Raw genomic sequence first — 24,962 nt, 5'->3', positions numbered from 1 at the left:
GCCATGACGCTCTCTCCCCCTTTTCCCCAACAGGTCGAATGGCGCGTCGATGCAGCCCCGGTCGATTACCCCGGCGCGCTTGCCGACATGGAGGAGCGCGCGGCGGCCATCACAGCGGGAGAGGCAGGGGAGCGTGTATGGCTGCTGGAGCATCCGCCGCTCTATACCGCCGGGACCAGCGCCGATCCGGCCGAACTGCTCGACCCGCAATTTCCGGTTTACAATGCCGGGCGCGGCGGGCGTTACACCTATCATGGGCCGGGACAGCGGATCGGCTATCTCAACATCAGCCTGGCCGACCGGGGCAAGGATGTGCGTAATTTCGTCCATCATCTGGAAGGATGGATGATCGCGGCACTGGATGATGTGGGCGTCGCGGCGCGGCGAGCGGAGGGGCGGATAGGCATCTGGACCGACGATGCGCAGGGGCGCGAGGCGAAGATCGGCGCGCTTGGCATCCGGGTGCGGCGCTGGGTGACGCTGCATGGCTTTTCGATCAACGTCGATCCCGACCTGTCGCATTTCACCGGCATCGTGCCGTGCGGTATCAGCGAATATCCCGTCACCAGCATTGCGGCGTTGGGCGGCGAAGCATCCATGACTGCGCTGGATGCAGCGTTGAAGGCGCATTTCCCCACCTTTCTCAATCGCCTGACCCGGTGCGGCACAGGGGTTGAGCAATGCGAAGCGGGTCGCTAGGGTCTCGGCCCTTGGGTGGCGTCCCCTGCCCCGACCCGATCCATGCCAAGGAGAACCGGATGCGCGCGAACGCAAAGACTGTCCTGATCGCTGCCCTGACATGCGGCATCGCTGCGCTGACTGGCTGCGGCGGATCGGAAAAGGGCGGCAACAGCGTGCAGATGAAGGATATGGAGGTGGTCGACGGCACCGCGACCGACGCCATGACCGATCTGGACGGCGTACAGAGCGAAGGCACTGCCGTCGCCCTGCCCGAAGGCAATAGCGCCGCCAATGCGAGCGCCCCGGCCAAGCCCGCTACGCCTCCGGCGGCGACTGCGGACAAGGCCGACGATGCCGAAGTGCTATCGGATCAATAAAGGTTCAGCCGGGATAAAGCCGCTGAACAGGATGAACAGGGATGCGCGATCGTTGGACGCCGCATCGTTTCGGAGAGAATGACGCAATGACCCTCCCTACCCCGCTGCGCCGAATTATCGTCGGCCTTGCGCTGGCCTGTACGCCGATGCTGGCACAGCCTGCGTCCGCGCAGTTTTTCTGGTCGCCGCCGGATATGTCCGCGCCGCCACTGACCGATGCTTCCGCCGCAGCGGCGCTGGGCATGCCGGGCGCGACCCCTGCGGAGATCAAAGCGGGACTGGTGTGGAACCTGCGCGCCGCGCTCAACGTGTCGGCTTTGCAGTGCCAGTTCGAACCCACGCTGCTGGAAATCAGCAATTACAATGCGATGATCGCCCATCATGACGCCGAAATGGACGCAGCGCAGGCAGGCGTGCTGAGCTATTTCCAGCGCACGGTGGGCAAGGGCAAGCCGGGGCAGGCTGCGGCTGATGCATATGGCACGCGCATCTATTCGGGCTATTCAACGGTGCAGGCACAGAAAGGCTTCTGCCAGGCGGCGGCCGTCGTGGGCCGCGATGCCATCTTCGCCGATCGTGGCACGCTGCACGAAGTCGCGCGGAGCGGCCTGCCATCGATCAAGAAGTCGCTGGTGCTGGCGGGCGAGCAATTTTATGGCACGCCGGGCTATGACTATACCGTCGCCCTGCCCTCGCTGGACGTGAAGTGCTGGAAGAAAGGCGTGATGCTGCCAGCCTGCCAGCAGGCGTGGAATGAAAAGGCGGGCGTGGCTCGGCCTTGATGGGTTAGCGGCGATTGGGGGATCGGAGCCGATCAGCCGCGTAAGAGCGAGTATCTGATGACGACCATTTTAAGTCACCCACTTTCGTCATCCCAGCGAAAGCTGGGATCTCACTTCTGCTAACGAAGCGCTTGAAAGAAAAGAGAGATGCCAGCCTTCGTTAGCATGACGTTGGGGAAAACCGATATTCCGCAATCCACCCGATCCAGACACCTCGCCCCAGCCGGCGCAATCTCCGACAGCCCTCTTACCGCAGCCCCAGATATTTATGCGCCTGCACCGTCAGCCGCCATGTGGGCCGGTCCATCACCAGCGCGATCGCAACGCGAGCGTTATCCTGCGCGTGGGCGTCGTCCAGCGGCTGGATCAGGTGGTGAGTAAAGGCCCAACCTTCCATCGCATCAACATCGGACAGACTATGGCCGCCGCCCGGTTGCGGCCAGACCAGTTTCAGTTCGTCGCCTGACTGCTGCACTACATGGCTGCCCGCCTTGGGGCTGATGCAGATCCAGTCGAGGCCGGGATGCGCGGGGAGAGTCCCATTGCTCTCGATCGCGATGGTAAAGCCGCGCACATGGAGCGCATCGACCAGCGCATCGTCCACTTGCAACATCGGTTCGCCGCCGGTCAGAACGATATAGCGCCCGTCCACGCCGTCGCCCCAGAATCCCAGCGCTGCGTCCGCCAGCGCATCGGCATCGGCGAATTTACCACCGCCAAGGCCGTCCGTGCCGACGAAATCGGTGTCGCAAAAGCGGCAAATGGCGTCCGCGCGATCCTGCTCGCGACCGCTCCACAAATTGCATCCGGCGAAACGCAGAAACACCGCGCGCCGCCCCGCCTGCACCCCTTCGCCCTGAAGCGTAAGGAACATTTCCTTGACCGCATAACTCATCGGTTATGCTTTGGGTGGGGTGACGGCATAGACGGTGGGATCGGGCAAGCCCGCTTCTTCGAAACCCTTGGAACGCAGGCGGCAACTGTCGCACAGGCCGCAATGCTTGCCATCGGGCGTCGGGTCATAGCAGGACCAGCTGATCCCCGCGTCCAGCTTCAACCGGGCGGCTTCGCGGACGATATCCGCCTTGCTCATATATTGCAGCGGCGTGTTGATGCGGATCGGCCGCCCCTCCACCCCCGCCTTGGTCGCGAGCGTCGCCATCGCCTGGAACGCATCGATAAATTCGGGGCGACAATCAGGATAGCCCGAATAATCGAGCGCATTGACGCCGATGAAGATGTCGCTGGCCCCCGCCACTTCGGCCAGACCAAGCGTCAGGGACAGAAATATTGCGTTGCGCGCGGGGACATAGGTGACGGGAATTTCGGTGCCAACGCCCGACTTTGGCACAGCGATGTCAGCGGTCAGCGCCGATCCGCCAAAGGCCGTCAGATCAAGCGGCATGACGATGTGGCGCATGGCGTTGAGCGCCGTAGCTACGCGCCCGGCGGCGCGCAGTTCGACCCGGTGCCGCTGGTTATAGTCGATCGACAGCGCCAGCAACCGATAGCCAGCTTCCCGCGCAAGGGCGCCGGCAACCATGGAGTCCAGTCCGCCCGAAAGCAGGACGACGGCAAATTTTCCTTCATTCGCACTCATGGCCCCGCGCTACGCCCCACGAAGCATAAGCGCAAGCATGGCGCCATTCGGCCTGCCGCATGGTGAACAGCTTAGTGGCAAGCGCCGACACGCCGTCCTTCGACGGAGAATGCGAACGGCGCCCCATTGGCTACGCCCTGCGAATTGATCTGCACAAGTCGGGCGGTTTCGACGCGCAATTGCGTGCGGCCATTGCCGGCTGCAGCGCAATCATAGTTCACAGTGATCGACTGATGGCTATCGTCTACGGTCATGCTGCGGCAAAGCGTGCGACCATGGCGCACCTGAAGCAACTGACGCAGGTCGGACACGCATAGTTTGCGCGACTCCGCGCCGCGTTCATGCAGTTCCCATTCGCCGGTTTCCAGCCCGCGCAGCGCGATCGGCGACGTCGTGGTCGGGGCCGCACTGGCCATGCCCATCATCGTCATCGCCGCTGCCGCAAGCGGTATTATCCGCAGTGAAATTTTTGCCATATCCCCGTTTCCGCTTCGCTGGGCCGCGCCAATGACGACACGCCCACTACGCGCCATGCCGATCAATTACGGCATTTTGATAGCGTGAACTGGTGGTGCTGCCCCAATCGATCATATCGGTTGCAGAACAGGACTTTTCAATGGGTGACGAAGCTGTCCAGCGGAAGCGGGAAAAGGCGCGAGCAAAAGGCGCAGTCAACGCCGATGATCCCGGCCTCGTCCGCCATTGCCACCCGTTCGGTTGCGGGAAAGCGGCCGATGACGTCACGAATATGATCCAGATCGCAGCGGCATCCCTTGGCCAGCGGCACCGGGTCGGTCACCCGCACCTCTGCCTCCTCATGGAACAGGCGCCAGACGATATCGGCCAAAGATAATGCCGCGTCGGTCAACTCGTCCTTCCCCAGCGTGACGGCCAGCGCCTGAACATGCTCCCATTCAGGATGATCGTGACGCACATGCAGCCTTTCGCGGCCCACTTCGCCTTCAGGCAAATGCTGGATCAGTATCCCGCCCGCAACGCAACCCTTTCCCCGTTCATGCCGGGTCTCGATCGTCATCAGGCTGGGGATTTGTTCGGATTGGAAGAAATAATGTTCCGCCGCCGCCGCCAGCGATTCGCCCTCCAGCGGAACGATGCCCTGATAGCGTTCGCCCGTGACCGACTGGTCGAAGGTGATCGCCAGATAGCCCTTGCCGAACAGGCCGAACAGCGTCGGGTCCGGGCCAAGTTCCGCCAGCCTGTCCGCATCGAACTTGGCATAGCCGCGCAGATCGCCATTCTTATAATCGGCCACCAGCAGGCTGACGACGCCATGTTCGGTCTGCGCCTGCAGCGTCAACTGGCCATCGGCCTGCTTGAGCGTGCTGCCCAGCAATGCGGCCAGCACCAGTGCGGACGCCAGCAGCCGCTCGATCGGCGGGGGATAGGCGTGGGCGGCAAGGATGTCGTCCAGCGCCGGGCCAAGGCGCACGATGCGGCCACGGGCATGGCGCGCGGGGATGGTGAAGCCTAAGCCCTGGTCGATCGGAATTGCAGGATTCAACGCGATGCTCCGGTCGCCCCGGTCAGGCGGGGCGCAAATGATGCGGCATCACCTAAGTCGGCGATGCGAGCGAGCGCCCTAGATAGGTCGCCCGCCCGAAAACTCAACCGAGCCGCCCCAGCGCCCATAGCAGCACTGATTTTTGGGCATGGATGCGATTTTCCGCCTCGTCCCAGATCAGCGATTGCGGCCCGTCGATCACCGCGTCCACCACTTCCTCGCCGCGATGGGCAGGCAGGCAGTGAAGGAATTTGGCCTTCGGTTTCGCACCCGCCATCAACGCCTGTGTCACCTGAAACGGCATCATCGCCGCCAGCTTGGCGTCGGCATGGGCCTGACCCATGGAAATCCATGTGTCGGTCAGGACGACGTCGGCCTGTGCCACGGCCCGCCCAGCGTCGCGGGTCAGGGTGATGCCGGCACCAGCACGGCGGGCCGCATCGGCAAAGGCCGGATCGGGATCATAGCCTTCGGGTATGCCCATGCGCACATCGAACTTGAGCAATCCGGCGGCTTCGATGATCGAATGTAGCACATTATTGCCATCACCCAGCCAGGCCCACTGACTGCCGGGCAAAGCGATGCCATGTTCCACCACTGTCAGCAGGTCCGCGACAATTTGGCACGGATGCGACAGGTCTGTGAGGCCGTTGATGACCGGCACGGTGGCGTAATGGGCCATCTCCTCGACCTTGGCATGGTCGTCGGTGCGGATCATGATGATATCGCACATCCGGCTGAGCACGCGCGCGGTGTCCGCAACCGTTTCGCCGCGCCCCAGCTGGCTGGTCGCGCCGTCCAGGATCAGCGACGTGCCACCCAACTGGCGGATCGCCATGTCGAACGACACGCGCGTGCGGGTGCTGTTCTTTTCGAAGATCATCGTGAGCACATGCCCGGCGAGCGGCGCATCGGCGTCCACCATGCCCTTGGGCTTGCCCGCGCGCGCGGCCTTGCGGTCGATGGCGTCGGCGATCATCGCGGCGATCGCGTCGCCGCCTGCATCGGACAGATTCAGAAAATGCTTGGTCATCGGAACCAACCTCATAGTCCGTTCAGGCTGAGCGAAGTCGAAGCCCTCCCCTGAACGAAGTGAAGGTACCTCGCTTCGCTCGGCAACACCCTTCGACTTCGCTCAGGGCGAACGGAAGTTAAATAATCAGGCCGCCTCGGCTTTCGCGAAGGTCCGCGCACCGGCGGAAATCTTCTCGATGGCTTCGGCGATATGGCTTTCCTCGATCACGAGGGGCGGCAGGATGCGCAGCACATTCTGCCCCGCCGACACCGCCAGCAGGCCGTGATGGTCGCGCAGATGACCCACGAAGGCGCGGGCGTCATAACCGTCCTTCAGCTTGACGCCGAGCATCAGGCCCATGCCGCGCACATCTTCGAACATGTCGTCATGATTGGGGATGAGTTGCTCCAGCGCCGCACGCAAACGCGCGCCCATTGCCGTCACATGGTCCAGAAAACCATCGGCCAGCACTTCCTCGATCACCGCAAGCCCGACCGCCATGGCCAGTGGATTGCCGCCATAGGTGGTGCCATGGGTGCCGAACACCATGCCCTTGGCCGCTTCCTCCGTCGCCAGACATGCGCCCATCGGGAAGCCTGCGCCGATCCCCTTGGCCACGGCCATGATATCGGGCGTGACGCCATATTGTTCATGCGCGAAGAAGGTGCCGGTGCGGGCATAGCCACACTGGACCTCATCCAGAATCAGCAGCAGGCCATGGTCATCGCACGCCTTGCGCAGGCCGGTCAGGAACGCCTTGGTCGCCGGGGTGACGCCCCCTTCGCCCTGCACCGGTTCCAGCAGGAAGCCGGCGGTATTGTCGTCGATCTGCGCCAGCGCGGCATCCAGATCGTTGAACGGCACCACGGTAAAGCCCGGCAGCAGGGGTTCGAACCCATCACGCATTTTCGGCTGGCTGGTGGCGGAGATCGTGCCCAGCGTCCGCCCGTGAAAGGCATTGTCGAAGCTGATGATCTTGTGCCGATGCGCGTTGCCATTGGCATAATGATAACGGCGCGCCGTCTTGATCGCGCATTCCACCGCTTCCGCACCCGAATTGGTGAAGAAAACCGTGTCAGCAAAAGTCGAATCGACCAGCCGCTGAGCAAACTGTTCACCCAGCGGCATGCCGTAAAGGTTCGATACGTGCATCAGCGTCGCGGCCTGATCCGCGATTGCCCTGACCAGCTTGGGATGGCCATGGCCCAACAGGTTGACCGCGATGCCACTGGCGAAGTCGAGATAACGCTCGCCACGTTCGCCGATCAGATAGCATCCCTCGCCTCGGACCGGACGCACATCGCACCGGGGGTAAACGGGCATGAGCGGCGTAATCGACATGAGCCTTCCCTTTCTGGGCATGATGCACGTCCCCACGGGGACAATGGTTACAACGCAAAAAGGCGGCCCCCGCCGGGCCGCCCTTTGCGAGCATCGCCTATACCGGCGTGCCGTTGGGGGTGCAACCCCGCAACACGGGCCAGTCGACTGGCGCTGGCCTTATCCGATCTGGTTCCAGGCATCGGCGATTTCGGCGATCATGGCATGAGCCTGCTCGACCGGTTCTGCGCTGCGTTCCTTGACACCCACCAGCAACAGACGGCGTGCTTCGCGATAGATTTGTGCCAGACCGACCGACACGTCGCCGCCATTGTCGAAATCCAGGCTGGATTCGAGCGCGAACAGGATCGACATCGACCGCGCCTGCTTGTCGGACACCTTCATCCGGTCGCCGGTACGTTCGGCCAGTGCCGCCGCATCCAGCGCGATCAGCAGTTCATCGAACAGTATCTTGACCAGCGCGTGCGGCGTCGCACCTTCCGTCCGGCTGCCAGAATGGACCGCCGCATAGCGCCGCGCTGCCGTGTTTCCTGCATAACCCTGATTATAAAACATTGTCTTGGCGTCCCTGAGTTAGCTGCTTTTCGTCCACATCGCTACCTGCTGCTCCAGATAGCTTTGCGTCGCCTTCAACGCGGTGATCCGGGTATCCATCTTGGAATAGATGGTGGTCAGCCGCGCTTCGTAATCGGTCATTTGCGTGTCGAGCTTGTCGAGCTGCTTGGTCAGCGTTTCGGCCAGCGTCTTATATTTGGCCTGCGACAGCGTGAACGATCCGTCCTTTTCCTGAATCTTGTCACGCACCTTATCCATCATGCCAGCCAGGCCCGGCGTCGTGGCTGTCGCCACGGCAGGGTTCAGCATCTGGGTAATGGCGGACGGATCGGCAGCGATCGCCTTGTCCAGAACCTTGGTATCCAGCGTCAACGTGCCGTCGCGGTTGGTGGACACGCCAATGTCGCTCAACGTCCTGTAAGTGCCGCTCCCCGCCAGTGCGGTGGACGTCATGCTGGACAATTGGCGTCGCATGTCACGGATCGATGCTTCGCCGTTCAGCACGCCTGCGCTCGACGAGTCCGCACCTGTCGCCGTCGCGGTGTTCAGCGCCTTTATCAACGTATTATAGGCGCTGACGAATTCGACCATCAGGTCGCGCATCGACGTCGTGGGTTCGCTGGACGCCAGCGTGACGCTCGAACCGGGCGACGCCTTGTTCAGGTCGATGCGCAGATTGTTGATCGCGGTATCGATGGTGTTGCTGGCATAATGCTGCTCCACCCCGTCCAGTTTGATGATCGCGTCCTTCGGCTCGCCCTTCGACTGCATCGTGCTGCTGTCGGTGCCGTTCCATGCGAAGGCAGCCAGATCGTCGCCGCTGACCGACGTCAGCGAAAAATCGTTGGCTGCGCCGGTCGGCCCCTTCATCACCAGGCGCGTGCCCTGCGTGTCGGTGATGACCGATGCAGTGACGCCAAGGTTTGACGCGTTGATCGCGGCGGCAAGGCCGGTGTAGCTGTTGTTGGCCGACGTGATGGTGATGGAGGCGGACTTGCCACCGACACTCAACGTCAGTTCGCCAGTGCCCACGGTCGTCGCTGCGCCGTTGCTGCTCACGACTGGCATCGATGCCAGCGTGCGCGCGGAGGCCAGCTGCTGGACTTCCAGCTGAGCGGGCAACCCCTTGGGCACGCCGCCGGGCAGCAGGCTGACCGACGCGATGCTGGGGTCGTTGGATGCGGGCGTGCCGGAATAGCCAGTGCCCGACGTCAGGCTGGTCAGGGCGTCCGCAAAGGTGTCGAGCGAGCTGGAAGCCGATGCCAGCGCGGAAATGCGCGCCGACGTCAGGCTCTGGCGGCTGTTGATCACCTTTTCCTTGGGATCGCGCGCGGCACTGACCAGGCTGGACACCAACGATTTGGTATCGATGCCAGACCCGACGCCAAGCGCCGTCGTGATACTGCTGCTGACAGATGCCATAATGCCGTCCTTTCAGGAGATAGAACGGCCCTAACGCCAAGACCTTTAGGAATGATTTCCCGCCCGCGTCGCGCGGGAGAAGGTCAGAGCGAGGTGGACATGACCTGTTCGACGGTGCCCCGGCGCAGCGGCGCTTGCGCAGCCTGCGCGAAGACGGCCTGCTCCACCATCCGCTTGGCGATGACGGCGGCATGTTCCACCGCATCCTTGGAAGCGGGGGGCAGCGGCACCAGGATGATGGGCGTCGGGATCAGCGACTGGATCGCATCGGCAGCGCCTGACACGCTGGTGCTGCCACCATTGGTATTCAGGTCGGCCAATATGCTGGAAATTTCCGCATGGATTTTGACATATTCAGCCGCACTGGCAACGTCGCCGTCGATGTCTGCGGTGTCGAACGAGGGCGCTATGGCCCGGCTGGGCGACGGGTCGCGATCCGGCATGGCCGTCCCTGCACTGGCCGACACAGGTTGCACGGCCTGCACCGGCGCTGCCGCACGCACAGAGGCGCGATCAACCGGCGATACTTCGCTGCGTGAAACATAGTCGTTCATGGCGCACCACCATAATGCGTCCCCATGAAGAGAATACGGACAAACGGCGCTAAACTTTAGTTCACCAAGTCATTTTTCCCGATGAGGATGAATATATTGAATAGCGCATTGATAAAGCGGACATTTCCTTCACGCTCTTTTGCATACGCCAAGTCCGTATGGCGCGCTCGCAGGCGTGTTTCCGCTATTGCTTGCGCCCGTCTGTATCGAATCGCATGTCATCTGGCACCGAAATGAAGGGGCGGTCCATCTCGCCCGCCATCTTGTTTTCCACGCGGAAGACGAAGGCCAGGATCGTCGCCACGGCCATGAACAGCCCTTCATTGACGATCTGCCCTGCGCGCGACGTGAAGTAGATGGCGCGCGCCAGTTCGGGATATTGCAGGATGGTCACGCCATTCTGGTCCGCCAGTTCCCGGATCGCCGCTGCGACCTCGTCATTCCCGCGCGCCACCACGACCGGCGCAGCGTCCACGCCCGGCTTGTAGCGTAGCGCGACGGCAAAATGCGTCGGGTTGGTGATGATGACGCTGGCTTCGGCGACGGCCTGCCGAGTCGAACCGCTCAATACTTCGAACTGACGGCGGCGGATCTGGCCTTTTAACTCCGGCGATCCCTCGCTTTCCTTATGCTCGTCCTTGACGTCTTGCTTCGACATGCCAAGGCGCTTGGACCGCTGCATGATCTGCGTGGGCACGTCTATCCCCGCGATCACGAACAGCCCGCCCGCCATGACCAGACAGGTGAAGATGAACATATTGCCAAGGTCGGCAATCGCCGGAGCCAGCCCCGCCTTGCCCATGCCGATGATCTTGGTCATGCTGTCCCACATCAACCATATGCCGACGCTGCCCAGCAGGCCGACCTTGGCGATCGACTTGAGCAGTTCGATCAATCCCTGCGTCCCGAAGATTTTCTTCAGGCCCGCACCGGGGTTCAGCTTCGACGCCTTGGGCGCGAAGGCACCGGGACGAAAGCCCAGCGATCCCAGTAGCGCAGGCGCAGCGATGGCAGCGACGAAGGTCGCGAACATAACGCCCGCCACAGGCAGAACAATGCCACCCAGCAGTTCCAGACCACGCTGCGCAGGCGAGAAATCGGCGATATCTTCACGTCCGAAGCGCAGCCCCTGCGTCAGCATGTGTGACAGGGAACCGATCAGGGACGGGCCAGTGACCGCCAGCCAGCCGATGCCTGCCATGACCACCAGCGCCGTACCCAGTTCGCGCGACTGAAGGATGTCACCCTTCTTGGCGGCGTCATCCAGCTTCTTCTGGGTCGGCTTTTCTGTCTTTTCGCCGCTGTCGTTGCCGCCTGCCATCGCCTATCGCCCCTGCGCGATCGTCTGGGCATGCTCCAGACCAGCCTTGAGCGCAGCGGTCATCCCCTCGGCCATGATCGGCGCGGCGATGGCCAGCAGGATGAGGCCCGCCATCATCGCGACCGGCATGCCGACCGCGAACAGGTTAAGCGAGGGCGCAGCGCGCGCCAGCATCCCCATGATGATCTGCACCAGCACCAGTGCGAAGCCGACCGGCAGCGCCACGGTGATGCCCGCGCCCAGCAGCGATCCGCCAAATTCGATGAGCCGCCATATGACATCGTTGGACAGCATCGCCGCGCCCGGCGGGATCGCCTGATAACTTTGCACGACGAAGCTGACGAGCAGCAGATGCCCGTCCATGCCCAGCAACAAAAAGGTGGAGAGGATGGAGAGAAACTGGCCGATCACCTGCGTCCCCTGCCCCGACGACGGATCGACCATCGCGGCGAAGTTAAGGCCCATCGCATTGCCGATCGTTTCCCCCGCGACGAAGGCGGCGGCATAGCCGATCTGGACCGCAAAGCCGATGGCGAGACCGGCCAGGATTTCGCCCGCGACCATCATGATGCCTTCGAAACTGGCGACGCCGTCCTGCGGCAGGGTGATGGTCACGGTGTTTAGCGCGGCCAGCCCTAGCGCCAGCGAGAGGATCAGGCGCAATTGCAACGGCACGGCTGGCGCACCGAACACGGGCGCAGCGACGAAGGCCGCGCCGGGCCGGATCATCGCGATCAGCCACAGCCAAAGCTGGTTTTCGACGCCAGCAAAGCCCGGCGCGATCATCGCCGAACCCTCATTGCATCAGGTCCGGTATGCGTTCGAATATCTCGCGCGTAAAATCGGCGATCAGGACCATGATCGACCCGCCGAACAGCGCCAGCATCCCGCCTACGACCAGTATCTTGGGAATGAAGCTCAACGTCTGTTCGTTGATAGATGTCGCCGCCTGCACCATGCCGATCAACAGGCCCACGATCAACGCAGGCAGCAGGATGGGCGCAGCCGCCAATGCCGTGATCCACAGCGCCTGCTGGGCCAGGCCCAGGAAGAAATCGGCGTTTTCCATCCCGCGCCCTTATGCCAGTAAAGGCGCGCGCAAGCGAGCGTGGATCATGTCACGAAAGACCCCGCCAGCGACCCCATGGTCAAGGCCCAGCCATCGACCAGCACGAACAGCAGCAGCTTGAACGGCATGGATATGATCGTGGGCGACAGCATCATCATGCCCAGCGCCATCAGCGTGGAAGCGACGACAAGATCAATAATCAGGAACGGCAGGAAGATCATGAAGCCGATCTGGAACGCGGTCTTGAGTTCGCTGGTGACGAAGGCCGGCAGCAGGATGGTGAAAGGAATGTCTTCGGACGTGCGGAAGGCGGGCGCCTTGGCCAGCCCTGCGAACAGTTTCAGGTCGCTCTCGCGCGTCTGCTTGGACATGAAGCCATGCAGCACCTTGGCCGACCGGCCCACCGCTTCCTCGATGTTGATCTGGCCACGTCCATAGGGGTCATAGGCCTGCGCGTTGATCTGGTCGATTGCCGGACGCATCACGAACAGCGACAGGAACAGGGCAAGGCCCACCAGCACCTGATTGGGCGGCGTCTGTTGCAGGCCCAGCGCCTGACGCAGCAGCGACAGGACGATGATGATCCGGGTGAAGCTGGTCATCATGAGCACGAGCGACGGCAGGACCGTCAGCAGGCTCATCAGGACGAGGATTTGCAAGGATAGCGACAACGGGCGGCCGTCGCCCGAAATCTGGCCCATGGCGCGGGTCAGCGCGCCGCCATTATCGACCGGCGCGGCAGGCACGGCCTGCGCAAAGGCGGGACCGGCAAGGAGAAACAGGATTACACCAACAACCGTCATCCCCACGAAGGCGGGGAGCCATTTCCTGACCGTGCGCCAGGAAATGACGGAGGAAGAGTCAGCGCAGGCGCGCATGGTCGCCTTCCGCGATCTTTTCGATCCGGCTGCGCGTGACCGACAGCAGGATTTTCTTGCCCTCGAACTCCACCACCGCCAGCTTGCCGAATGCCCCCATGGGCAGCGCTTCGAGCAGCTTGAGCGACCGGTCGCCCTGCGCGCCCATCATGCCGGGCTGATATTTGCGCCACAGCCACAGCGCGCCAAAGGCCATGCCGCCGACCAGCGGCAACAGGATCAGCAGTTTGACGAAATACCAGAACATGATGGGGTCGCCCGCAGAGGATGGTTAAGGCGCCTGCGTTCCGCAGTTTTGGGCCGCAACGCAAGCGCAAAATGGGCTGGCGCGATCAGCCGCGCCGTTCGATCCCGGCCAGACGGTTTTCGGTGGCGGCAATGTCGATGATGCGGATGCCATAACGGCCGTTCACCGTCACCACCTCACCCTTGGCGATCAACGCGCCGTTGACCATGATGTCGAGCAGGTCGTCGGCCTGCCGGTCCAGCTCCACGATGCTGCCTTCGGCCAGGTCCATGACCTCCGCCAGACGCAGCGACGTCGATCCGACCTCCACCGACATGCGCACGGGAATGTCGGCCAGCAGCTTGAACTGGCGGTTGTTGGTCATGCGGCCGACGGCGTCTTCGCCGATGCGGGGGGCTTCGCTCATATCGCTCATTGCTCTGGTCCCTGTACGAGTTTTTCAATCTGGAAGGCGGCGCGGCCATCCTGTTCGCCGATGGTGCCATGGGCGACGATGCGGTTGCCGACGATCAGCGGCAGCGCGCGGCCGATCGTCACGGGTATCACGTCGCCGACCTTGAGCTGCATCAGCTCCGCCAGCGACAGGTTGGGGCGGGCCAGCACGGTGCGGGCAGGCATGCGAATGTCGCGCATGCGCCGGGCGATGCGGGCCTGCCAGACCGGATCGGCCTGATCCGCGTCGGCGGGCATCCGCGCGCCCATCAACGGTTCGACGGCCCGCAGGGCCGACAATGGAAAAACGATGTCGATCGGCCATAGCTGATCGCGGGTAATGCTGATCTGAAAACGCTGAACGACCATCTGGTCGCCCGGCTGCGCCGAAGCGGCGAAACCGACGCCGGTTTCGCGCACGATCAGGCCGGGTTCGAGCGGCAGGACATCGGCCCAGCTTTCAACCAGCCGGGCGATGATGGATTCCGACAGGCGGGCGATCAGCCGGTCTTCTGTCGGGGTAAATTCGCCGCGCGGCGGCAGGGGACGGTTGCCGATGCCGCCATAGAAGCAATCAACCAGCGTCGAAATCATCGCTGCGTCCATGCGCAGGAGCATCTGCCCCTTCATCGGGGACAGGCGATAGACGGAAATGCTGGCGAAGGCAGGCACCTGCGCCGACCAGTCGGAAAATTCGAGCAATTGTGCCTCGCGCGCTTCGACATGCGGGCGGACGCCACAGATGGGTTCGACCAATGCACGAATACGCCGGCCGAGCTTTTCGCCCAGCCGGTCGAGACCGGACAGCATCACCGGCGCCTGAGATTCACCCCGCCCGAAGGCATAGGTTTGAACGTCGTCCATCTATAGTCCCCAGCCCAGCGGACCGGGGGACTTCCCGGCCTTTTGCGCAGTGCTACTGAATAACGAAATTGGTAAAATAAACGTTATCAACCCCGCCATAACCCGTCTTTTGCTTCAAAATATCGTTAATTACCGCTTTTATCTTGGCCTGGAGGACGCGCTTGCCGTCCGGCGTCAACAATGCCTCTTCGGGCTGTTGCGCCAACATCATGAGCACCTGGCTGCGGATCGCCATCTCATGTGTCTTGATCGCGTCGATCACGCGCAGGTCATAATAGGTCGAAACCGCGATCGAAATCTGGGCGAAGGCGTCGGTGTCCGACATGTTGGACGTGAAGGGTTGCTGAAGCTGGAAATAGGTCGCCTGATAGGCGGTCGGGTTGGATGGCGGGGGCAGGTCGATGCCCTTGCCATGCGGCGCACCGTGGGGCGATGCCTCGGCGCCTCCCTCGCCATGGGGGGCTGCGTGGGCCTTGGCGACCTCTTCGGCGCTTTCGCCAGCCAGCACGAGCACCGGCTTGTTGGGATCTTCCTTCGGGCCTTCCACCTTTGCGCCAAAGAAACCGGCGGCATAGAGGCCACCAGCCGCACCAGCGCCGCCAATGACCATGGCGATGACGATCAGCAGGATCATCTTGATCCCGCCGCCCTTTTTCTTCTTGGCCTTTGGCTCGTCACTCATCGTTCATGTCCCCAAGGAAGTGTGGCCGGTCACGCATAGCGCGCGCGCGCGGGTTCGCCCGCGCCGTCTCCGGTCTGTCCGTGGTTGATAACGACCGCATCGCCTGCGCCTTTAGGGTTGGGAAACGGATTTTCGCGGGCCTGCGAACGGGCCTGCTGCTGCGCGGGATTCTGTCCCTGCCAGTTGGAAGCCTGCCCCTGCCCGGTCGATTGCTGCTGGGTCGCGGACTGATCCGATCGCGTCGCGTCGGCGGCCATCGGCCCCCGTTCTATCCTGACGTCGCTGATGCGTGCGGCGGCCCCGCCCACATCGAAGCGCAACTGGTCGCTGTCGCGGCGCAGGGCCGCTTCGGCAGCGGCATTTTCCACAGTGAGGACCACAGATGAACCGCCATCGCCCGGACGGATGTCCACCTGCACCGGGCCAAGCTGATCGGCCTGAATCTGGAACCGGCCCTGCGCGCCATTGGCCGACAATCCGGCGATGTCGCGCGCCAACCCGTCGATCCACTGACCCGACACGCCCATATCGACGACCTGCGCACCAAGACTGGCGGACAGGTTGACGACAGCCATGGTGGTCTGTGTGGAAGTTGCCGGTTGCATCGTCGGGGCAGATGGCTGGATCGCCGCGCTGTCGATGCGCCCGATGCCGGATGCCGGAAGGCTTGCAGCGTCGGTCGATGGCGCACCGGCGGTGATTGAGGGCCGGGCGACTTCGTCCTTACCGGAAGGCGCGACGCGGCCAGCCATATGATCGCGCGCCAGTTGCAGCAACGATACCGCATCGCTGCGGGAGACGCGTTCGAAGGATGCGGGCTTGACCGGTGCTGCCGTCGGAATGGTGGCGTCGGGTTGGATCGTTGCGTCGAGCGGCGACGATGCCTGCACGGGGGTGGATGCGGGCGCGGCGACCGGTGCAAGCGTCGTTGCGACCGGCGATAGCGGCGCATCGACAGGTTGGGCGGTGACGATCGCCGACGTCGGCGTGGCGGGCGCGGCGGCAACCGGCCCTGTCACGGGCGCTACTACTGGCGAAGGAATGGCGACGTCGCGAGACACCGGCGCAGGCGCGACGAGGGATGCGAGCGCGTCAGTCACAGGCTGGGCTGGCGATGGCGTGGCTGCCTGTGGCGCGATGGCCGTGGCTGGCATGCTGGCGGGGGCTTTGGCATGCGGAATCATGGGCGCGATATCAGGCGAGGCTACAGCCGCTTCAGGCGCGATGGCCTGCGCATCGGTAGCCGGAACCGGCGACGCATTTGCGGGTCGCGATTTGAGGGAGATGGCCTGTTCGGGCTTGGCCGGTGCGATCGGAAGCGCATCGGGCGCGACGGTTTCAGCAGCGATCGGCGATTGGACTGACGCTTTTGGAGCGGTCGGTGCAGTGCTGATGGGTGCTGGTGCGCTGTCGATTTCAGTTGCTTGCGGTGTGGTGGGCGCGACGGCGATCGGCGGCACGAGCGGCACGGCGTTTGCCAGCGGCTGGACGACGACGGAGGGTGGAGCTGCATCATCTGCCTGCGCATCCGCATCGTCGGCGTCGCCATCGTCATTCCGCACGACGGGTTCAGACGCAATGAGGCGCGTCGTCGGAGCGGCGGCGGTCAACGCCGACGCAGGGTCGATGGAGGGCGACGGGGAAGCGGGTTTATCCCTGGCCGTCGTGGCGACGGTGACGGGCGAAGCGATCGTGGCGTCTTTCATGACGGGGGTCGTCGTCTTGGACGGAGCAGCAGCATCTGTCGGCTGATCGTCAGCTACGGATGGCAGAGGCACAATATCCTGCGCGGCCGTTTCCGGGGCGGCTGTCGGCAGGGCCAAGGGTTCTGGGGTCGCCGGGAGGACGGTCGCGTCGGCCTTAGCCTGCACGATCGGCGCAGCGGGCATGTCCAGTGCGGCGGGCGCGACAGCCGTCATGGGCGCAGCGTGCGGCGTGGCGGGTATATCCAGCGCGACAGGGGCGACGACTGGTGCGGCCGTCATGTCTGGCGCAGCAGGCATGTCGAGCATTACCGGCGCGGCATGCCCCGCAATCGCCTTCGGCGGCGCAGCGACCTGATCCAGCATCTGCGCGAAGTCGGATGCGCCCTGCGACGGATCGGGGATGGCGCTACCGCCCTTTCCCAACGACGTGATCGATGGCGTGGTGGACAGCATGTCCCTGAGGCTGGTCAGCATGTTCATGTCAGACACTCCCGTTCCGCTGCATCCGGCGATAGCGCGGCAGCGCCGCCAGTTTGTTTTCGCGCCATTCTTCCATGTCCGCATGCGCGCGGTCTTTCAGGCGGGTGGCGATTTCCTTTTCGCGGTTGGCGTTCAGGGTCACCCCCTCCTTCGCCTCCACCTTGCGGCGCGCATCATAGAGCGCGCCATCAAGCTGCCGTCCCGCCTGTTCCAGCCGGTTGGCCAGTTCCTGCATCGCGGCAAAGGACGCGCCGGTGGCCGCCCCGTGCGTTTCGAACAGTTCGCCGCGCACCTTGCGCAGTCGTTCGATATTGTGGGCAAGGCCGTCCGCCTCGTCACGCGCATGGGCGGCGTCGGCAACCGCCATGGCGTGCTGCACATGGCGCACGCGCAACACGCGCTGGCGGCGGGAGACCAGACCCTTCATGCGCCGAACCCGGCGATCAGCGCGTCGGCGCTGGTATCCAGGTCGATGCGGCTTTTCTGGTCCTGCCGGATGAACTCCAGGATTTCCTGACGGCGCTGCACCGCTTCGTCGATCACCGGATCGTTGCCGGGGCGGTAGGCACCCATCAGGATGAGATCGCGATTTTCCTCATAGGCGGCCCACAGGCGGCGATAATTGGCGGCGGCCATGCGATGATCGTCCGGTACGACGTCGGCCATGACGCGCGAGAGCGATTTGCCGATGTCGATCGCGGGGAAGATGGATTGTTCCGACAAATGGCGCGACAGGACGAAATGGCCGTCCACGATAGCGCGGGCGGCGTCCACGATCGGGTCGTCAGTGTCATCGCCATCGGCCAGCACGGTATAAAGCGCGGTGATCGACCCGCCGGTGCGGGCGTCCACCCCTGCCCGTTCGACCAGACGGGGGATCAGCGCAAGGGCGGAAGGCGGATAGCCCTTCATCGCAGGCGGTTCGCCCAGCGCCAGACCGATTTCACGCTGCGCATGGGCGCAGCGGGTCAGGCTGTCGATCAGCAGCAGCACCTTCTTGCCACGGGCGCGGAAATATTCGGCGATGGCGGTCGCGCGCGCGGCGGCGCGCAGGCGCAGCACCGGCGGGTGATCGGCAGGGACCGCCACGACGATGCTCTTGTGCATCGTGTTCTTGAGTTTGGTTTCGAGGAAATCGCTGACTTCGCGACCCCGTTCGCCGATCAGGCCGACGACGACGATGTCGGCTTCGGCCCCGGCGATCATCTGGCCCATCAGCACGGATTTACCGACGCCCGACCCGGCGATGATGGCAATGCGCTGGCCGCGCCCGGCAGTGAGCAGCGCGTTAACGGCGCGCACGCCCAGATCGAACGGTTCGGTGACGCGGCCCCGGTCGAGGACGTTGCCCTTCACCCCGTTGAGCGGCCATGTGCCGCCCGCGATGATCGGGCCTTTACGGTCGAGCGGCTGGCCCATGGCATCGACGACGCGGCCGATCAGCCCCTCGCCCACCTGCACCATATTGGCCTGACTATCGGGTTCGACGCGTGCGCCATTTTCCAGCGGCGCATCGCTGTCGAGCGGAACCATCAGGGAGCGCCCGCCGCGAAAGCCGACGACTTCGGCGCGGGCGGTCGTGCCGTCGCTGGCGATCACGCGCGCACTGGCGCCGATCGGGCGGCGGAAGCCGGTGACTTCCAGCATGCCCGCATCATGGCTGACCAGACGGCCGACATGGCGGGGCGCGCGATTCTGCACCTGCAAATGATCGAAGAGGGTTTCGGCCTGAGCCAGCGACGCGCGGATCATGCCTTACCCTCCATATCGTCCATCAGCGCGCGCAGGCGCGACAGGCGCACGTCCGGGCCATCCTCGACCCAGCCATCCGTCGTTTCCAGCCGCACGCAGCCGCGATGCATCGCCTTGTCCGGCACCAGCTTGACGCCGACTGCTTCGCCTTCCAGCAGCGCGACGTCGTCGGGATGCAGGTGCAATGCGCTCTTGTCCTCATTGTCTTCGATAAAGGCGGCGACGGTGTCGCACCGCTGCACCAGCCGTTCGATGTCGATTTCCACTTCGCCGACAATCTGTTCGACCAGCCGAACGACCGTGGCCGACAACATGGTCGACAACATGCCGCTGGGCGCGGGGGCGAGGTTGGCGAGCGCTTCGGCCAGGTTCGTCAGGCCGTCGGCATGGGCCATGTTCGCTTCGGTGGTGATGCGGCAGCCTTCGTCAAAGCCCATGGTGAAGGCTTCCATCCGGGCTTCTTCGATCGGGTCGGCTTCGGACATGTCGTTCATCGCCGCGCGCATGGTCGCCGTCTGCTGACCGGCAGGCGCGGTATAAAGGCTACGGAAACCGCCGCTTTCGACCTGCCCCATGCCCGTCATCGATATGGCGGCAACGTCCTGCACCGCTTCAGCGCCCCATATCCTAGACAAAATCATTCCCCTTGCCGCCCAGCATGATGGTGCCTGCGTCCGCCATGCGGCGGGCCGTGGCGATAATCAGTTTCTGCGAGTCGATGACTTCGGCCAGACGAATGGGGCCGCGTTCCTCGATTTCATCAGCGATCGCCTGCGCGGCGCGCGCGGACATGCAGCTGAATATCTTGCCCTTGAGGATGTCGTTGACACCCTTGAGCGCGACGACCAGCACGGCGCTGTCGACCGTGCGCATCAATGCGCCCAGATTCTTGTCGTCCATGTCGACCAGATTGTCGAAGACGAACATCTCTTCCTCGATCGTCTGCGCGATCATCTTGTCGCGCTTCGACACGGCCTTCATGATGCGCAGTTCATTGTCCTTGCGGACATTGTTCATGATCGCAGCCGCTTCGACGGTGCCGCCGCGCTGCGACGCTGCCCCCTGCTTCTTGGCGGGGCCGCGCATCAGCAGCTGTTCCAGATCATCGAGCGCCTCGTTCGACACCGGACCCAGCGTCGCGATGCGATAGACGATTTCTTCCTGATATTCGGTCGGCAGCAGTTGCAGCACGTCGGCAGCGACTGGCGCTTCCAGATGGGCCAGCACGATCGCCATGATCTGCGGATGTTCCGCCTCGATCAGCAGGGCGATTTCCTTGGCGTCCATCCATTTGAGCATTTCAAGCTGGGTGGAGCGGGTCGGCGGCGTGATGCGCGCGAGGATGGTTTCGGCCCGTTCCTCGCCCAACGCCTTGGTCATCGCGCCACGGATATGGCGGGTCGCGCCGTAGCCGATGGTGGTGCGTTTCTTGGCCTTGTTGACGAAATGGTCGAGCGCTTCGTTGACTTCGGCAGGATCGACATCCGCAACGTCATACATGGCATAGCCAAGCTGGCGCACTTCTTCGGGTTCCAGACGCGACAGGATCTGCGCGGCTTCGTCTTCGTCGAACAGCATCAGGAGGACGGCGGCGGCGGCGCTGCCCTTAAGGGCTTCGGGCCGGCCGGGAACGATCTCAGGCATTTTCCTTCTTCCCCTCCTTCAGGAGGTCGCGGACGACCAGGGCGGCGCGATCGGGATCCTGCTTCACAAAGTTACGGATCAGGTCGGCGCGCTGGGCATAGTCATAGGTGGAGGAGATCATGTCGAGCGTGATGGGCTTGGCCGGATCGGGCGCCTCGACCGCCTGACGGGTCATTTCGCCCGAAATTTCACGGCCGATGCGCTGACCGGTTTCGGCAGTTTCGGCAGCCGCGACTTCCTGCTGGGCGGCGCGGCGCTTGAGCAGTGGGCGACCGATGCCGAAGATCACGAGCAGGGCGACCAGCAAAGCGGAGACATTGCGCACCAGCGGCGACACCCAGTCGGCTTCATACCAGGGGGTCACGACTGCGGCAGGCTTGAGGAAGCTGCGCGAGGACAGCGCCACCACGTCGCCACGAGCCTGATCGAAGCCGATCGCGCCCTTTACCAGCGATTCCAGCGCGGCGATTTCCTGCGGCGTGCGGGCCTTGCCATCCGGCGCTGTATCCAGCGCGACGGCGACGGACAGCCGCTTGACGGTGCCGATCGCATCCTTGGTCACGGACACTTCACGGCCCAGTTCAAAGCTGCGGTTAAAGGTTTCCTGCGTCTTCATCAGCGGATTGGGCGGCGTGCCGGGGGTTGCGCCCTGCTCTGCCGTCTGCCCCTGCTGCACGGTCTGGCCGTTGGGGTTGGTCTGCGTCACGGTGGGGTTGACGGGTGCCTGATTGCTCAGCGCGCCGGGAATGCCGCCAGCCTCGCCCGTGCCCTGACCGCGCGGGTCGGATGCCCAGGTGCCCTGTTCGACGCGTAGCCGCGCTTCATCCTGCGGATAGGTTTCGCGCGTCGCCTGCCGCTCTGCAAAGTTGAGTTCGGCATGCACTTCGGTCGAGAAATTCTCGGTGCCCAGGATCGGGGTCAGCAGCGCGACGACCGACTGGCGATAGCGATCCTCAATCCGAGTCTGGATCGCCAGTTGCCGATCGTCGGCGGCGTCGCTGTCATTATTGCTGATCAGGCGACCATTCTGGTCCACGACCGAAATCTGGTCGGGCGACAGTTCGGGAATGGACGATGCGACCAGATGGACGATCGCGCTGACCTGCGCGTCCGTCAGCGTGCGGCCCGCCGACAGGCGCAGCATGACCGATGCCGATGGCTTGGCCCGGTCGCGCAGGAACACGCTGGGCGGTTCGACGGCCAGATGCACTTTGGCGGTTTCGACGCTGTCGATCGCCTCGATCGTGCGGGCGAGGTCCATTTCGCGGGCGGAGCGCAGTTTTTCACCCTCCACCGCGCGGCTGGCGCCCATGGGCAGGCTGTCGATCATGCTGTTGCCGTCCGGCGCGCTCTTGGGCAGGCCCTGCGCGGCCAGCATCATCTTGGCCTTGAAATAATCATCCTGGCCGACCGTCATCGCACCCGATGAATCGAACCCGTAGGGAATGCCGTTCTGGTCCAGCACCTGCGCGACCGCCGACTTGTCGGTATCGGGCAGGCCACGGAACAGGTCGCGCTGCGGCGGTTCGCGCAGCGCCAGCCAGGCAAGCCCGGCCATGGCGACGACGCCCAGCAGGCCGAGCAGCGGCAGGCTTTTGGCCACAGCGGGCTGTTTCATGAAGCCGGTCAGGCGCGCCCTGACCGCATCGACGCCCTTGGGGCCGCCGAAGCTGGAAGGGGTCGACGCCGGGAGGGCGGGACGGGCGGCAGCGCCGCCATCGAGGGTGAGTGCGTTCTCGCTCATGGTTTAAACCGGCATGCTCATAATGTCCTTATAGGCGGACAGGAGTTTGTTGCGGACCTGCAAGGTCGCTTCGAAGCTGACGGACGCCTGCTGCTTGGCCAGCATGACACCGGCAATGTCAGTTGTTTCGCCCCGCTCGAACGCACCGGCGGCTTCGCCGGCTTTGGTCTGGAGGCCGCTGACCTGTTGCAGGGCATCGTTGAGCGCCTGCGTAAAGCCGCCGGGCTGCGTGCCCTGCGCGCCGACCGTTCCGGTCGAGGCGACGTCGCGCAGCGCGGCGTTCTTTTGCAGGATGGCGTTGCGGATCGCCATCACGCTGTCGGTCGGGGATATGCCGTTGACGGCCATGGTTCAGCCCTCCTTCAAGCCGCTGCCAGCTCGCGCATTTCGGCGAGCCGATAGCGTAGCGTGCGTTCGGAGATGCCCAGCTTTGCAGCGGCGGCGGCGCGATGGCCGTCGGTTTCGCGCAGAGCAAGGCGGATGGCTTCCAGTTTGGAATGGCGCGCGACATCGCGCAGCCGGATCGGTTCGACCGACGGCGACGTTGCCACCGGGGCGGAGGACGGGACGACCGGAACGATATGCAGCGCGTGGATCGACGCCTGTGGCGCGCCTGTCAGATGCAGGTCGTCGGCTTCGATCCGATCACCATCGCGCAAAACCAGCGCACGTTGCAGGACGTTGCCCAATTCGCGGGCATTGCCGGGCCAGACATGGGCGTTCAGCTTGTCGATCGCGGCAGCGGTCGGCCACACGAAACCGGCCTTGCCCGCATCCTGATGCCGCAGCAGCATGGCGGCAGCAATCGCGCCGATATCTCCGCGCCGTTCGACCAGCGGACGCAGTTCCAGCGGCATGACGTTGAGGCGCCAGTAAAGATCTTCGCGGAAGCGTCCGGCAGCGCATTCGGTGGCCAGATTGCGGTTGCAGGCGGCGATGACGCGGACGTTGACGGCGACCGGATGGGTCGCGCCGACGGGCAGCACTTCGCCTTCCTGCAAAGCGCGCAGCAGCTTGGCCTGCAGCGCGAGCGGCAGTTCGGCGATTTCGTCGAGGAACAATGTGCCGCCATCGGCTGCCAGGAACAGGCCTTCCGATGCATTGGCCGCGCCAGTGAAGCTGCCTTTGCGATGGCCGAACAACATGGCTTCCATCATGGTTTCAGGCAGCGCCGCGCAATTGACGGCGATAAAGTCGTGGGTGGACCGGCCGGACTGGGCGTGCAGGAAGCGCGCCATGCCTTCCTTGCCGGTGCCGGTGTCGCCCTGGACCAGGACGGTGGCATCGCTGCGAGCGACGCGGCCCGCCAGCGTCATCAACCGGGCGCTGGCGCCGTCGCCGACCGCCGGGATCAGCGCGGGTCGCGCCAGTTCGGCGATCAATGCAAAGGCGAAGCCCATGTCGGCGAGGCCAAAGGCGACGCGGGCAGGCAAGCCGTTGGCGGCCGCGACCAGCGACGGCGCGCCGTCGATCAGGTTGATCAATATGTCGCGATGGGTCGCATGACCGATCTCGGTCGCCAGCAGCACGCGGCGGCTGTCCCGTTCACGCGGGGAAGCGGCATCCACGACCCGGACAGCGAACATTGCGTTTTCAAGCCAATGCTGCAAGCCCGGAACGAGCGCGCAGACTCCTCGGCTCACGTCGAGCGATGACATGAACAAATATCCCAATTTTGGTAGGCTTGTACCCCCGTACGCCCCTGACCCCTTCGATATCCAATATGTATATTTCTGTGGTTATTGATTGGTTAACGCGGCAACCCTGTTTGCCGCCCACCGGCAATTTTCTTCCGGCAAAAGCGGCAAACCCCCCCGACCTTAGTCTTATTCGCGTGTACGCGACGCGCGAGGGCGCGTTTCAGGCGCGGTAATTCAAGGAAAATCGAGATATTCCGAATCAGGGCGTAAAAAAATGCGATGCCGGTTAAAGGCCCGCCCCGCCCTGCCGTTATTCACCTTCGAGGCCGCGTATGTCCTGATGGCAGCGACCTGATGTTGAATTGAAAGGGCATATCATGACTGTTATCGGAACCAACACTGCGGCTCTACGCTCCACCAACGCGTCGGCCATGGCCAGCAAGTCGCTTTCCACCGCGATGGAACGCCTGTCGACCGGCAAGCGCATCAACAGCGCCAAGGACGACGCAGCCGGCCTTGCGATCACGTCGAAGATGACGGCGCAGATCAAGGGCATGGAACAGGGCGTACGTAACGCCAACGACGGCATCAGCCTGGCGCAGACCGCTGAAGGCGCGCTGGGCGAAGTATCCAACATGATCCAGCGGATGCGCG

General features: G+C 63.7%; 28 protein-coding genes and 1 pseudogene. 4 read left to right on the top strand and 25 right to left on the bottom strand.

What is annotated here, in order from left to right:
* Positions 1-3: 3 nt before the first annotated feature.
* The 3 genes from lipB to WA070_RS17615 all read left to right on the top strand — a co-directional run bounded on the left by lipB (position 4) and on the right by WA070_RS17615 (position 1,840).
* Positions 4-699, top strand: a complete 696-nt coding sequence (lipB, locus tag WA070_RS17625) for a lipoyl(octanoyl) transferase LipB (protein WP_422635210.1) — start codon at positions 4-6, stop codon at positions 697-699.
* Between the two features lie 59 nt (positions 700-758).
* Positions 759-1,058 carry a hypothetical protein gene (locus tag WA070_RS17620; protein ID WP_422635209.1) on the top strand — a complete coding sequence of 100 codons (300 nt, stop codon included), beginning with the start codon at positions 759-761 and terminating at the stop codon, positions 1,056-1,058.
* Positions 1,059-1,204: 146 nt separating this feature from the next.
* Positions 1,205-1,840, top strand: coding sequence for a hypothetical protein (locus WA070_RS17615; protein WP_422635484.1), 636 nt, complete (start codon positions 1,205-1,207; stop codon positions 1,838-1,840).
* Positions 1,841-2,087: 247 nt separating this feature from the next.
* Here the strand turns inward: WA070_RS17615 and queE are convergent, their stop codons facing one another.
* The 25 genes from queE to WA070_RS17490 form a co-directional block, all read right to left on the bottom strand.
* The gene (gene queE, locus WA070_RS17610) at positions 2,088-2,735 is read right to left on the bottom strand and encodes a 7-carboxy-7-deazaguanine synthase (protein WP_422635208.1); all 648 of its coding nucleotides are present in this window, start codon (positions 2,733-2,735) and stop codon (positions 2,088-2,090) included.
* Between the two features lie 3 nt (positions 2,736-2,738).
* Positions 2,739-3,440, bottom strand: a complete 702-nt coding sequence (queC, locus tag WA070_RS17605) for a 7-cyano-7-deazaguanine synthase QueC (RefSeq protein WP_422635207.1) — start codon at positions 3,438-3,440, stop codon at positions 2,739-2,741.
* Positions 3,441-3,511: 71 nt separating this feature from the next.
* Positions 3,512-3,916 (bottom strand): DUF3617 domain-containing protein, encoded by a 405-nt coding sequence (locus WA070_RS17600; RefSeq protein ID WP_422635206.1) that lies wholly within the window; start codon positions 3,914-3,916, stop codon positions 3,512-3,514.
* Positions 3,917-4,053: 137 nt separating this feature from the next.
* On the bottom strand, positions 4,054-4,962 hold the full coding sequence (locus WA070_RS17595; protein WP_422635205.1) for an Hsp33 family molecular chaperone HslO: 909 nt from the start codon (positions 4,960-4,962) through the stop codon (positions 4,054-4,056).
* Positions 4,963-5,065: 103 nt separating this feature from the next.
* On the bottom strand, positions 5,066-5,995 hold the full coding sequence (gene argF / locus WA070_RS17590; protein ID WP_422635204.1) for an ornithine carbamoyltransferase: 930 nt from the start codon (positions 5,993-5,995) through the stop codon (positions 5,066-5,068).
* Positions 5,996-6,121: 126 nt separating this feature from the next.
* On the bottom strand, positions 6,122-7,318 hold the full coding sequence (locus WA070_RS17585; RefSeq protein ID WP_422635203.1) for an aspartate aminotransferase family protein: 1,197 nt from the start codon (positions 7,316-7,318) through the stop codon (positions 6,122-6,124).
* A gap of 159 nt (positions 7,319-7,477) precedes the next feature.
* Positions 7,478-7,873, bottom strand: coding sequence for a flagellar export chaperone FliS (fliS, locus tag WA070_RS17580; RefSeq protein WP_422635202.1), 396 nt, complete (start codon positions 7,871-7,873; stop codon positions 7,478-7,480).
* A gap of 18 nt (positions 7,874-7,891) precedes the next feature.
* Positions 7,892-9,295 carry a flagellar filament capping protein FliD gene (fliD, locus tag WA070_RS17575; RefSeq protein ID WP_422635201.1) on the bottom strand — a complete coding sequence of 468 codons (1,404 nt, stop codon included), beginning with the start codon at positions 9,293-9,295 and terminating at the stop codon, positions 7,892-7,894.
* An 83-nt stretch (positions 9,296-9,378) separates the two neighbouring features.
* Positions 9,379-9,849, bottom strand: coding sequence for a hypothetical protein (locus tag WA070_RS17570; protein WP_422635200.1), 471 nt, complete (start codon positions 9,847-9,849; stop codon positions 9,379-9,381).
* Between the two features lie 184 nt (positions 9,850-10,033).
* Positions 10,034-11,170 (bottom strand): flagellar type III secretion system protein FlhB, encoded by a 1,137-nt coding sequence (gene flhB / locus WA070_RS17565; protein ID WP_422635199.1) that lies wholly within the window; start codon positions 11,168-11,170, stop codon positions 10,034-10,036.
* 3 nt (positions 11,171-11,173) lie between these two features.
* Entirely contained in the window at positions 11,174-11,956 is a 783-nt protein-coding gene (gene fliR, locus WA070_RS17560; RefSeq protein WP_422635198.1) for a flagellar biosynthetic protein FliR, read from the bottom strand.
* Between the two features lie 10 nt (positions 11,957-11,966).
* A complete protein-coding gene (gene fliQ / locus WA070_RS17555; protein WP_422635197.1) occupies positions 11,967-12,239 on the bottom strand; it encodes a flagellar biosynthesis protein FliQ in 273 nt (90 codons plus the stop codon).
* Positions 12,240-12,283: 44 nt separating this feature from the next.
* Positions 12,284-13,042, bottom strand: coding sequence for a flagellar type III secretion system pore protein FliP (gene fliP, locus WA070_RS17550; protein ID WP_422635196.1), 759 nt, complete (start codon positions 13,040-13,042; stop codon positions 12,284-12,286).
* A gap of 58 nt (positions 13,043-13,100) precedes the next feature.
* Positions 13,101-13,364, bottom strand: a complete 264-nt coding sequence (locus WA070_RS17545) for a FliO/MopB family protein (protein WP_422635195.1) — start codon at positions 13,362-13,364, stop codon at positions 13,101-13,103.
* Between the two features lie 85 nt (positions 13,365-13,449).
* Positions 13,450-13,779 carry a flagellar motor switch protein FliN gene (gene fliN / locus WA070_RS17540; RefSeq protein WP_422635194.1) on the bottom strand — a complete coding sequence of 110 codons (330 nt, stop codon included), beginning with the start codon at positions 13,777-13,779 and terminating at the stop codon, positions 13,450-13,452.
* Positions 13,776-14,660, bottom strand: a complete 885-nt coding sequence (locus WA070_RS17535) for a flagellar motor switch protein FliM (RefSeq protein WP_422635193.1) — start codon at positions 14,658-14,660, stop codon at positions 13,776-13,778. Before WA070_RS17535 ends, fliN begins: the two co-directional genes overlap by 4 nt.
* 52 nt (positions 14,661-14,712) lie before the next feature.
* Entirely contained in the window at positions 14,713-15,342 is a 630-nt protein-coding gene (locus WA070_RS17530; protein WP_422635192.1) for a flagellar basal body-associated FliL family protein, read from the bottom strand.
* A gap of 29 nt (positions 15,343-15,371) precedes the next feature.
* Positions 15,372-17,528 (bottom strand): hypothetical protein, encoded by a 2,157-nt coding sequence (locus tag WA070_RS17525; protein WP_422635191.1) that lies wholly within the window; start codon positions 17,526-17,528, stop codon positions 15,372-15,374.
* A 1-nt stretch (position 17,529) separates the two neighbouring features.
* Entirely contained in the window at positions 17,530-17,955 is a 426-nt protein-coding gene (locus tag WA070_RS17520; protein ID WP_422635190.1) for a hypothetical protein, read from the bottom strand.
* A complete protein-coding gene (locus WA070_RS17515; RefSeq protein WP_422635189.1) occupies positions 17,952-19,280 on the bottom strand; it encodes a FliI/YscN family ATPase in 1,329 nt (442 codons plus the stop codon). The genes WA070_RS17520 and WA070_RS17515 overlap by 4 nt, the downstream gene beginning before the upstream one ends.
* Complete coding sequence (locus WA070_RS17510; RefSeq protein ID WP_422635188.1) at positions 19,277-19,921, bottom strand: FliH/SctL family protein; 645 nt, start codon at positions 19,919-19,921, stop codon at positions 19,277-19,279. Before WA070_RS17510 ends, WA070_RS17515 begins: the two co-directional genes overlap by 4 nt.
* The gene (gene fliG, locus WA070_RS17505; protein WP_422635187.1) at positions 19,908-20,924 is read right to left on the bottom strand and encodes a flagellar motor switch protein FliG; all 1,017 of its coding nucleotides are present in this window, start codon (positions 20,922-20,924) and stop codon (positions 19,908-19,910) included. Before fliG ends, WA070_RS17510 begins: the two co-directional genes overlap by 14 nt.
* Positions 20,917-22,668, bottom strand: a complete 1,752-nt coding sequence (gene fliF, locus WA070_RS17500; RefSeq protein WP_422635186.1) for a flagellar basal-body MS-ring/collar protein FliF — start codon at positions 22,666-22,668, stop codon at positions 20,917-20,919. The genes fliG and fliF overlap by 8 nt, the downstream gene beginning before the upstream one ends.
* Before the next feature lie 3 nt (positions 22,669-22,671).
* Positions 22,672-23,016, bottom strand: coding sequence for a flagellar hook-basal body complex protein FliE (fliE, locus tag WA070_RS17495; RefSeq protein WP_422635185.1), 345 nt, complete (start codon positions 23,014-23,016; stop codon positions 22,672-22,674).
* Positions 23,017-23,030: 14 nt separating this feature from the next.
* On the bottom strand, positions 23,031-24,326 hold the full coding sequence (locus WA070_RS17490; RefSeq protein WP_422635184.1) for a sigma 54-interacting transcriptional regulator: 1,296 nt from the start codon (positions 24,324-24,326) through the stop codon (positions 23,031-23,033).
* Between the two features lie 359 nt (positions 24,327-24,685).
* Here WA070_RS17490 and WA070_RS17485 point away from each other — a divergent pair.
* Positions 24,686-24,962, top strand: a pseudogene (locus tag WA070_RS17485) (flagellin FliC); the annotation flags it as partial.

The organism is Sphingobium sp. (genome assembly GCF_049304695.1).
In the GTDB taxonomy this organism is placed as follows: domain Bacteria; phylum Pseudomonadota; class Alphaproteobacteria; order Sphingomonadales; family Sphingomonadaceae; genus Sphingobium.
This window is presented reverse-complemented; position numbering and strand designations above follow the sequence as displayed.